The sequence below is a fragment of the Allobranchiibius sp. GilTou38 genome (assembly GCF_017565325.1).
Taxonomy (GTDB): Bacteria; Actinomycetota; Actinomycetes; order Actinomycetales; family Dermatophilaceae; genus Allobranchiibius; species Allobranchiibius huperziae.
Window position 1 is genome coordinate 862263 of record NZ_JAGEKN010000006.1, and the last position, 10352, is coordinate 872614.

A 10352-nucleotide genomic window follows, 5' to 3' on the forward strand; every position below is an offset into this window, starting at 1 on the left:
CCGACGCTGCAGCGGATGGCGGGGGGCCCACGATCCGCGCTTGCCGGGGGACGATCGGCATCCACCGGCCAGGTCTTCACCCGGGGCACCCCACCGCGGAGGAGGGTTGCCGGCCAGCACGCCGGGGCCTGACGCTGGCACTCATGACCTAGAACGTGAGGTTATGACACCCCAAGGCCGGCGCGGGGTGAATCTCGGTATACGGACGACGGTCGTCAGCGCTTTCGTGACGCCGACACCACAGATCCGCGGACGGCCGTGAGGTCAGAGCAGCTGGGCGATCGTGTAGATGAGCAGCCCGACCAAGCCTCCGACGATCGTGCCGTTGATGCGGATGAACTGCAGGTCGCGCCCCACGTGCAGCTCGATCCGCGACGCCGCCTCCTTGCCGTCCCACCGCTCGATCGTGGTGGTGATCACCGAGGTGAGTTCGCGCCCGTACGTCGTGACGACGTGGCCGACGATGCTCTCGAGGCGGCGTTCGATGGAGTCGCGCAGGGCCTCGTCGGTCCCGAGCCGCTCCCCCGCATCGGTCAGCGCGCGTGACAGGCGTGCATGCAGGTCGCTGTCCTCGTCGCGCAGTCCGTCGACGATCGCCGTACGCACCGAGGCCCACAGGGCCAGCACCGTGCTCGGCACCGAGGGGTGCTTGAGCAGGTGCTCCTTCAGCGACTCGGCCTGGGCCATCGTCGCCTCGTCGTGCTGCAGGTCGTGGGCGAGCTGCCCCAGCAGGTGGTCCAGCGCCTGCCGGGTCTGGTGCTCCGGGTCGTCACGCACGTCGGCGAGGAATCGCAGGATCTCCAGGTGGATACGGGAGGTCACCGTGTCGTCGAGCCACCTAGGGGACCACCAGGGCGCCCGGGAGCCGAGGATCGCCACGATGGTCTCGGGGTTGGCCGCAACCCAGTCGTGCAGCTCCCGCACCCCGAGATCGACCAGCGACGTGTGCGACCGGTCGCGCAGGATGCCCTCGAGCAGGTGCCCGGCGACCGGGGCGATCGGTTCCCTGCTCAGCCGGGGCAGGACCAGTCGGTCGAGCAGTTCCAGCACCTCGCGGTCGTCGATGGACTCCAGCCCGCGCGCGAGCGGCGGCGCTGCCGTGCGTACGACGCGGACGCTGTTGTCGCGCACCGCGAGCCACCGCCCCACCCGCGCCGGGATCTGCGCCGCTGCGAGCCGCTCCTGGACCGTGTCGGGCGTGAGGAAGTTCTCCGCCACGAAGTCCTCGAGGCTCGCGCCGATGGCGTCCTTGCGCTCCGGGATGATCGCGGTGTGCGGGATGGGCACGCCCATGGGGTGTCGGAAGAGGGCGGTGACGGCGAACCAGTCGGCGACGGCGCCGACCATGGCCGCCTCCGCCGCTGCGTTCACGTAACCCCAGACTCCCCCATGACCGTGGGTGAGCACGAAGATCACCGCCGCGAGCAGCAGCAGCCCGAGCGCCACCGTCCGCATCCGGCGCAGACCGGCGCGGCGGGCCGCGTCACCGGCGCCCAGCAGCGGACCAAGAGGAGGGATGGGAGGTACTTCGGAGATCAGATCAGCCCTTCCACTGTGCCTGCGGGGTGTCGTTGAGACCGCCCGCGAACGCCAGGGTCATGGTGCTGAGGTCCGTGCCGACCGGCACCTCGAACACCACGGCTCCGTTGGCGTCCTTGGTCGTCGAGTTGAGCGTGGTGCCCGACAGTTGCTGGGCCTCGGGCAGCGCGCTGGGGCTGCTCGTGCGGTAGCAGGTGCGGTGAGCGGCATCGAAGAGGTTGAAGTCGATGTAGCTCATGTAGAGGGTGTACCCCGAGACCAGATGGGTACGCACGTCGACGGCGACGTACTGCATTCCCGGGTCCAGCAGGCTGGGATCCGCGGCCGTGATCTGGCGCGGCTTGGCCGGGCTGACCTGCAGCGTGCGCTGGAGCTCATCGGTGACCTGCACCATGGTCCCGAACGGCTTGGTCGCCATGGTCGCGGAGTACGTCGGGCCGATGGTGGAATCGGTCTTGCAGACTGCGCCGGCCGAGCTCTGCGGCGCACTGCTCGACGTGCTGGGATTGGTGCTGTCACCGGACGTGCTCGAGGAGTCCGACGGCGCGGCGGATGCCGAGGTCGTGCCCGACGCCGCGACAGTGGGAGTCTCGAGGCCGGGCGCGGTCGCCGTGCCGCATGCGGCGACCGTCGTCGCGGCGAGCGTGATCAGGGCCGGTAGACACAGGGACGAGGCGCGCGACATGGGTGAATTCCTCACGGACGGGACGACATCGGGGAGCAGGGGACCAGTGTCCTTCATGCGATGCCCCGACGCGGCACATTGGGGCCAGCTCGTGTCGCGGAGCGGGTCAGCGCGTCCACTCCGCCTTCGCCAACTCATCGGAGTCGTCTCCGAACGTGAGCGTGTACGACGTCAGATCGGCGCCGGAGGGAGTCTCGTAGATCACCGAACCCCGCGCATCACGATGCGCCGTGCTGACCGTTGCCGTCGACGCGAGCAACTGGCCCGCGGGAAGGACGTCGTCGAAGTCGGACGCCTGCTGGCAGGAGATGCGGTGCGGGTCGTACAGCGCGAAGTTGTCGTCGGACTGCCCGTAGGAGGCACCTGAGACCAGGTGGGTGAGGGTGGGGAACGCGACGTACTGCATCCCGTCGGGAGGCGGGTTCTCACTCTGCGAGCTGACGATCCTGGGCGTCCCGACCGTGATCTGCACCTTCGCTGCCGGGTACGCCGTGAGCACCGACACGGTCCTCCCGAACGACACGACCTGCGCCTTCGGGTTCAGCACGGCCGACAGGTCGGCGTCGAACGGACAGGTGACCGTACCCGCCGGACCGGCGACACCGCCTTCGCTGACTGTCGGTATCGGCTGTGACGACGACGTCGCCGCACGCGACGGGGGCACGACGACGCCCGGTGCCCGGGTCGAACACCCGGCGAGAGCGATCACACCGGCTGCTGCGAGCGCTGCCCAGACACCTCCACGACCTGGCGCGCCCATCCGCCGACCGTGTCGTCCGGCCGCGGTCACGACTGCCACCGCGCACTGGCGACCCGGCTGAACGCCCCGTTGTAGGCCAGCACGAGCGCACGTGGGTCGGACCCGGCGTCGACCTCGAAGACCAGGGCACCGGACGCGGGTGGCGACCCGGCGCTCGGGTGTGAGTCCTGCAGCAGCTGGGCATCCGGCACGACGTCGGAGTCCTTGGCATTCTTGCAGGCATCGCCTCGCGGATCGAAGAGCGCGAACTGGTCAGCGCTCACGGAATGGTCCGAACCGGCCACCACCTTGAGGGTGACGGCGACCGTGACGAACACGTGGCCCGGATCGGGTGCCTCCGACGGCGAGGCGACCTGCGACGGCGTCTTGGCCAGGATCTGGACGACCGCGGGCGGTCCGTCCAGGCCGTCCGGATCCGGAGCCGAGCGGACGGCGACCGCAGAGCCCCAGGGGCGGGTCGGTGTCTGGGCGTCCGGCGAAGGGTCCGACCCGAACTGCGGTGCGTCACAGCGGGCCGACGTCACCCTCGAAGTCGTCGAGGTCGGCGCCGGTGGCCGGGAGGCCGCCGAGGTCCCGGAGGAGGTCGACGCATGTGCACCACCACTGCATGCGGTGACGAGGCCCAGACATGCCGCCGCGATGGCGACCCACCCCACACGACGTCCGGACCCCCGCACTCGCTCCTCCTCGCACTAGGCCGACCTGATCGAATCGACGGTACGGGAACCCGAACGGCCGGATCCAGAAAAGACCCGGAGCTCACGAGATCCAGGATTCGGTCGCCAGATGGCTCAGTCGGTCCACCTGTCGGTGGCCGTATCACCCAGACCTCGAAGGAACGCCACCGTCAACGAGGACACGTCCACGGCGATCGGCACCTGGAAGACCATCGAGCCCTTCCTGGTCTTCTTCGTCGGGCTCAGGTCTCCGTCCTTCCATTCCTGCGCTGCAGGGATCGCACCGGTGGCCTCGCGATAGTCGCAGCGGTTGCCCTGACGGTCGAGCACACTGAACGAATCGATCGAACCGATGTAGGTCGAGTCCCCGGAGTTCAGCGTGACCGAGAGGTCCACAGCGACGTACTGGTAACCGTCCTTCGGTGCGTCCTCGGCCACCGCCGAGACCACGCGCGGCGCCCGCACCGTGACCGACAGCTTCACCACGTCCGAACCGGCGCCTGTGTCGGCGTCGTCGACCTGAGCGGTCGTGCCGAAGCGATGAGACCTGGTGCTCTCACCAGGGGTCGGTCCGAATCCCAGGTCGGCACCGCAGGTGCCGACTCCCGTGTCGGACGTACTGGGCAGAGCAGTGACCGGCGGAGCGCTGGTGACGACGTCCCGGCTCGGGGTGACGACGGTCGGTGCGTCGGTGCCTGCGCCGCATCCGGTGAAGAAGCCGACCGACCCGATCGCCGACGCCACGACCGCGAGCCGGACCCCGCGACCGCCGCGCCGGGTCAGCAGATACGTCATCTTCCGTCTCCCGTCCGAGGTGGCGACATTCTCGCTGAGCACCGGATCCCTGTGTGAGTAATCACTGAGAGCCGTCACCGCAACGGCGCCGGTCCGTCATCAGGTCGTGGGTACGACGGCGCTCGCCTGCGCCCGGTTCCGTTTCGGCAGCGGGCCGAGCGCCGAAAACGCGCACCAGCTCGGCGATCTCGTCCAGGCGAGCCGACAGCGCGTCCGGTGTCGCGTCGAGCGTGAGGGGCAGGCACAGCAGCCGAGTGCCGGTGCCGCGGATGCGCATCTGCGGCTCGGGTGGGTGCTCGGCGTCGGCGTAGACCAGCAGTGCGGTCGGCACCGGTAGCGACGCCGCCTGCAGCAGCAGCGCCGAGACCTCCTGCGACAGGGCCGACGATGCGCCGACGAGACGATGGCGAGCCTGCAGCACCAGGGCCGGCCGATCACCACGCATGACCACCAGGTCCGGACGGACCGGCAGCCGGGCATCGTCGTCCAAGGAGTACGCCGGCCGCTCACTCACGTGCAGCATCGGCCACAGCCGGGCCTGGAGCTCGGCGGCGACCCACCGCTGAAACACGTCCTGCAGGTCGATCAGGAACGCATGGGCCCGATGCTCGCCCTCCCGATGGGAGATGGTGACGCCTTCCAGGGCCTGCCCGGCCAGGTCGAGCGCCGCCGCGTAGTGCTCGTTGAGCCGGGTGATCGGCACTCCCCCGCGGTGGTCGTCGGGGACCGTGGGCGACACCCCGTCGAAGCGCACCGCGAGCGCGGTCGCCCCGCGACGCAGCACCGGCGGCAGGGCGGGCCAGCGCAGCAGCTGCTCCAGGGCGCACCGCAGCATCCTGTTCTCCGGGACGTCGACGGTGAAGTCGTCGTATCCGCAGGGCGGACGGGCCGCGGCCCACGGACGGACCGCCACCTGCTCGACCAGCAGCCGCCCGCGGATCACGTGCAGCGACTCCTCCCGGTGCAGGTAACCGTGCAGCAGCCCGCGGCGGGTGCAGTCGTCGATCGCCCGCAGCAGGAACGCGGCCACGCCGTCCACGAGGTCGACGCCGCCCTCCCAGCCGACTTCCTCACGTCCGAGGGTGCCGCCCGGGATCCCTGCGGAGAACATCGTGAACAGGTTCGCCATTGCCGCACGCGGGGTGACCCGCACGGTGAGCCCCGGCACGTGCACGGCGCCCACCCAGGAGGTGGACCGCAGTCGCACCTGCCCGGGATCGGCGGTGGCCTGCACCTCCAGTCGCCCCGGCACCAGATCGAGCAGCCGCTCGCGAGCGGCACCGTCCAGGGGGAACGGATCGGACGTGGAGTGCTCGGTGAGCGTGACGGTGCGCACGTCGTACGACGTCAGGCGGGCGGGAGCGGGCGGGTGGACCCGGTCGGACCGTGCCGCTCGAGGACTGCCGCCCAGGTGAACGTGCGCAGCAGATCCTCGCGGCCGTAGAACTGGTCCTCGATGAACGGGTAGATGCTGTAGTTCCAGATTCGTTGCAGCGCAGCGTCATCCAACTGATCGACCATGAAGTGGCTGTGGCCGATCTGCAGATGCGGCCCCCGCAGGGCGTGCCGCAGCTCCTCGTTGACCCGGTCGACCAGCTCGGCGACCCAGACCGGACCGTCGTGTGCGCTCAACCAGCGCAGCAGCAGCCCCTCCATCGGACCCTCGTGCGGCATGAACGGCACGAAATGGAAACGCCGGCGCAGCGCCGCGTCGACCAGGGCGATGGAGCGGTCGGCGGTGTTCATGGTGCCGATGAAGAGCAGGTTGGGCGGCAGCTCGAAGCCCTCGTCGGGCCGATAGGAGGTGAGGACGCTGCTCGAGCGGTACTCCAGCAGGTAGAGCAGCTCACCGAACACCCGCGGCAGGTTGGCCCGATTGATCTCGTCGATGACCATCACGTGCGGGGTCGTCGGGTCGGCCTCGGCGGCTTCGGCGAGCAGCGCGAGCGGGCCCTTGCGCAGCTCGTAGACCATCTGCCCCTGGGCGTCCAGGCGTGGTCGGAAGCCTTCGAAGAAGTCTTCGTACGACGTCGAGGGGTGGAACTGCACGACGGCCCGTTTGGTCGAGTCGGGTTGCAGGGCAGCGGCGAAGCGCTGCGCGAGGAAGGTCTTGCCGGTGCCCGGCGGCCCGTAGAAGACCACCTGCTTCTTGTCCTCCAGCAAGCGGTGAACCTCGCGCAGGAAGTCCTCGTCGACCAGCAGGTCGGCGGCTGCCTCGGCGATCAGATCGCGGTCCGGATCCGCGACCGCCTCTCCGCGGTGCAGCAGCCACCGGGCGAACTGCACCTGCCCCCAGGGGTCGCCGGGCAGCAGCGGTTCGAGCCGCGCACGCAACCGGTCGGACGCGGTCAGGTGCAGCCGCGCGCGCGTCGTATCCGAGGTTTCGGGCAGGTCGACCCCGAGCACGCGGGCCAGAGCGACCTTGCCGTCGGCCCCGCCGAGGGGGTAGACGGGCAGATAGCGCGCCGGGTGGACCACCGCCATCAGCTTCATCACGACCGTCTCACCGAGGCCGGGCACGGGCGGGTCGCTGAGGACGGCGTCGATCCGTTCGGCGTCGCTTCCGCTGCCCCAGAGCAACGTCTTCAGCGCGCCGGCGAGCCGGTCGAGACCGGGCGCGTCGAGGCCGGCCAGGGCCGCCTGGAGCACCGAATGGCTGCCGACCGCGCCGTACGCGCGTCCGGTCACCAGCCGGCGGAAGGAGGCGAGGTCGAAGGCGTCGAGACCGTCCGGGTCCAGGTGGGCGGCCAGCGATCGACGCTGCTCCTCGTGCCAGCCGTCGCGCTCCGTGGGGTAGGGCCGGCCGACCCGGAACTGCTCCAGGTGCGCCAGCAGCTCCAGGTCGGCCGGGCCCGTCGGCGTCGGGTCGTGGCCGGCGAGCACGTCCACGAGGGGCGTGACCGCGCGGGCGGTCGCGAGCAGTTCCTGGGCGACGTCCGCCCGGTCGAGAGCCTCGGGGTGGGGCCACCAGCGGCCCACGAAGATCTCGCCGCCGGGATAGGACCGGCCGGCGGGAGACACCCGGTCGGCGGTAGCCGCACCGTCGACGGCGAGGAACTGGACGTCCGGCGGCAGATGACGCTGCACGGCGGCAACGATCCGCGCCTGTCGGTCCTCGGCGCCGACACCGACGTGTCCGGCCCCGGGCCAGCCCGCGTGCAGCCCGACGGCGACCCCCGAGCGCGTGACCCACAGTCTCAGCGCCGGCGCCCCTGCGTCGCCGGGCAGCGACCAGGTGGCGTGCAGGTCGGCGCGGAAGGGGGCGTCCCGGCCGGTGCCAACGCGCGTCTGCAGGTTGGTCTCCCGCAGCCGCAGCCCGGTAGCCTGCTCAAGCGGCCGGCGCAGCGAGCGCGTGAGAAGCGTTGCCGCGCCTCGCAACTGGCCCGCCAGGCCCGCGGCCCGTGCCTCGGACTCCGCACGCGGATACCCCCGCATCGGCTCGTGCTCGTCCATCAGCTCCGCGGCCTCGTCGCACGTCTGCGGCAGGCCGCTGCCCACGCCGACGAACGGGCCGGCGGCCTCCAGGTAGACCATCAGCCGTTCCGCCTCGCGTGGGTCGTGGGAGGCGAGACCACGGCACAGCTGAGCGAACGCGACGTAGCGCTCGGCGAGGGTCATGTGCCGTCCCATCCAGCCGAGCGTGAGGAACGACGCCACGGCGGGCGACCACGCGACCGGCCACCGGGCGGCACGGTCGGTCGTCCAGAACACGGAGAGCACCGGCAGAACGGGCGTGGTGGTGTGGCCGCCCGTTCTGGCGACGTCTTCCAGAGCCCTGATTCGTGCGGCGGCCTCGTCGTCACCGTGGGGGGTCCGGCACACCGCGACGAACAGGTCGGCCAGATCGCGTTCGTGTCCGGCGCTCGCCTCGACGAGCTGGTGCAGCCATGCCGGGCCGGAGGGAGCGAACTGGGCGAACGGCCCCGGCCGCGCACCCCACGCTGCGACGGCAGCCGCGAACGCGCGTACGTCCCGGCGCAGCGTCAGATCCTGCAGGATCTCCCGCATCTCGGCGCACCGCTCCTCGCCGTGGCGGTCCTCGGCGGCCCAGCGGGCCTGCGCGGTGGCGTCCTGACGCGCGGCTGCCGCGAGCAGGTCGTACGTCGTACGCCATCGCTCGAGGTCGCGTCGGTGCTCCGGCGACGGCTGGTCGGTGGTCGCGGGCTGATCGTGCGCGGTGTGCGGTTGGGCCACGTGAGGTTGGACTCTCAGGGTCGGTGCGTGGACGGTGCGGGATCCAGGATGTCGCCCACTTTAGCCGGGCACAGCGGGCCCCAGCGGGCACCCGGGACCGGTCGGGCACTACACCTGTTGTGTGAAGTGGCTTACAGTGACGACATCCAACCGAGCGTCCGGAGAGTCCCCAGGATGACCGCGAATTTCGCCCACACCGAGCTACCGCACCCCCCGGGACGCCGACGCGTGCTCGGTGACGTCGTCTCCGTGATGCGCGCTCCGGGCGGGGGTCCCGTCCAGAAGATGCTGCACCTGTCGAAGGGCGCGGGGCCGCTGTTCGAGCTGCGGACCTTCGGGATGAAGTTCGTGCTCACCACGGACGCGGCGCTGACCGCCGAACTCAGCGACGAGGGCCGCTTCCAGAAGGCCCTCGCGCCCGGCGTCAAGGCACTGCGCGAGGTGGCGGGCGACGGGCTCTTCACGGCGTACACCGACGAACCGAACTGGGCCCTGGCGCACGATCTGCTGCTGCCGGCGTTCACCCGCGCCTCGATGCGCGGCTATCACGACACGATGAACGCCGTGTGCTCGGAGTTGATCTCGGCGTGGGATCAGGAGAGCGAGCCCGTCGACGTGTCCCCCTGGCTGACCAGGATGACGCTGGAGACGATCGGGCGGACGTCGTTCAGCACCGATTTCGGCTCGTTCACCAGCGACGAGCAGCACCCGTTCGTGACCGCCATGATCACCGCACTCGCGGGCGGGCAGCGCCGCGCGTTCCTGTCGGCGGTCCCCGGCGGCCGGCTGCTCATGCGGCGCGGACGGAAGGTCTACGACGACCGTCGGGAGTACGTCGACGCGATGATCGACGACATCGTCGAGGCCCGCCGGGCGAGCGGTGACCGTCGCACCGACGACCTGCTGGGCCTGATGCTGAACTCGCGCCACCCCGACACCGGTGCCGCCCTGGACCTGACCAACGTGCGCTACCAGATCAACACCTTCCTCGTCGCGGGACACGAGACCACCTCGGGCGCCCTGTCGTTCGCGCTCTACTACATGAGCCGCGACGGCGAGGTGATGCGCCGGGCCCAGGAGGAGGCCGACGCGATCCTCGGGACCGATCCCGACGCGGTGCCCACCTTCGAGCAGGTGCCGAAGTTCCGCTACATCCGCCGCTGCCTCGACGAGGCCCTGCGCCTGTGGCCGACCGCTCCGGGCTTCGCGCGCGGACCGCGGCACGGCTCCGAGACGATCGGCGGCCGGTGGACGCTGCACCGCGACGACTGGGTGCTCGTGATGCTCACGGCCGTGCACCGCGACCCGTCCGTCTGGGGCGCGGACGCCGAGTCCTACGACCCGGACCACTTCCTGCCCGCGAACGTGCGTGCTAGGCCCGCCCACTCCTACCTGCCGTTCGGCGTGGGCGACCGGGCGTGCATCGGGCGGCAGTTCGCCCTGCACGAGTCCGTGCTAGCGCTGGCCCGGCTGGTGCACCGCTACGACCTCACGCCGGACCCGTCGTACGACCTGCGGATCGCGGAGCGGCTCACGCTGATGCCGCGGGACTTCCGCCTCGGGGTCACCCGACGTACGCCGAAAGACGTTGCAAGATCTACAGATCCACGCCCGTCAGAGGTGGAAACGGCATCCGGGATCTCCGGCTGCCCCGTCGCCCACTGACCGCGCCGCCCACCGTGACACAGGTAGGTCCGGGAGC

Annotated in this window: 8 protein-coding genes and 1 riboswitch; of the genes, 1 reads left to right on the forward strand and 7 read right to left on the reverse strand. The window is 70.8% G+C overall.

Annotation, left to right across the window (positions count from 1 at the left end):
• Positions 1–31 precede the first annotated feature (31 nt).
• A riboswitch (SAM riboswitch) is annotated at positions 32–149 on the reverse strand.
• A gap of 115 nt (positions 150–264) precedes the next feature.
• The 7 genes from JOB34_RS09140 to JOB34_RS18100 form a co-directional block, all read right to left on the reverse strand.
• Positions 265–1455: a DUF445 domain-containing protein gene (locus JOB34_RS09140; RefSeq protein WP_208052362.1), complete on the reverse strand. Its 1191-nt coding sequence runs from the start codon at positions 1453–1455 to the stop codon at positions 265–267.
• An 85-nt stretch (positions 1456–1540) separates the two neighbouring features.
• On the reverse strand, positions 1541–2224 hold the full coding sequence (locus tag JOB34_RS09145; protein WP_208052363.1) for a hypothetical protein: 684 nt from the start codon (positions 2222–2224) through the stop codon (positions 1541–1543).
• A 106-nt stretch (positions 2225–2330) separates the two neighbouring features.
• The gene (locus tag JOB34_RS09150; RefSeq protein ID WP_208052364.1) at positions 2331–2933 is read right to left on the reverse strand and encodes a hypothetical protein; all 603 of its coding nucleotides are present in this window, start codon (positions 2931–2933) and stop codon (positions 2331–2333) included.
• Positions 2934–3010: 77 nt separating this feature from the next.
• Positions 3011–3508 (reverse strand): hypothetical protein, encoded by a 498-nt coding sequence (locus tag JOB34_RS09155; RefSeq protein WP_208052365.1) that lies wholly within the window; start codon positions 3506–3508, stop codon positions 3011–3013.
• A 267-nt stretch (positions 3509–3775) separates the two neighbouring features.
• Positions 3776–4456, reverse strand: coding sequence for a DUF4352 domain-containing protein (locus tag JOB34_RS09160; protein ID WP_208052366.1), 681 nt, complete (start codon positions 4454–4456; stop codon positions 3776–3778).
• 61 nt (positions 4457–4517) lie between these two features.
• Positions 4518–5792 carry a restriction endonuclease gene (locus tag JOB34_RS09165; protein WP_208052367.1) on the reverse strand — a complete coding sequence of 425 codons (1275 nt, stop codon included), beginning with the start codon at positions 5790–5792 and terminating at the stop codon, positions 4518–4520.
• 11 nt (positions 5793–5803) lie between these two features.
• Positions 5804–8650: an AAA family ATPase gene (locus JOB34_RS18100; protein WP_208052368.1), complete on the reverse strand. Its 2847-nt coding sequence runs from the start codon at positions 8648–8650 to the stop codon at positions 5804–5806.
• Between the two features lie 174 nt (positions 8651–8824).
• Between JOB34_RS18100 and JOB34_RS09175 the strand changes: the two genes are divergently transcribed.
• Positions 8825–10315: a cytochrome P450 gene (locus tag JOB34_RS09175; RefSeq protein WP_208052369.1), complete on the forward strand. Its 1491-nt coding sequence runs from the start codon at positions 8825–8827 to the stop codon at positions 10313–10315.
• The last annotated feature ends 37 nt before the right edge of the window (positions 10316–10352 follow it).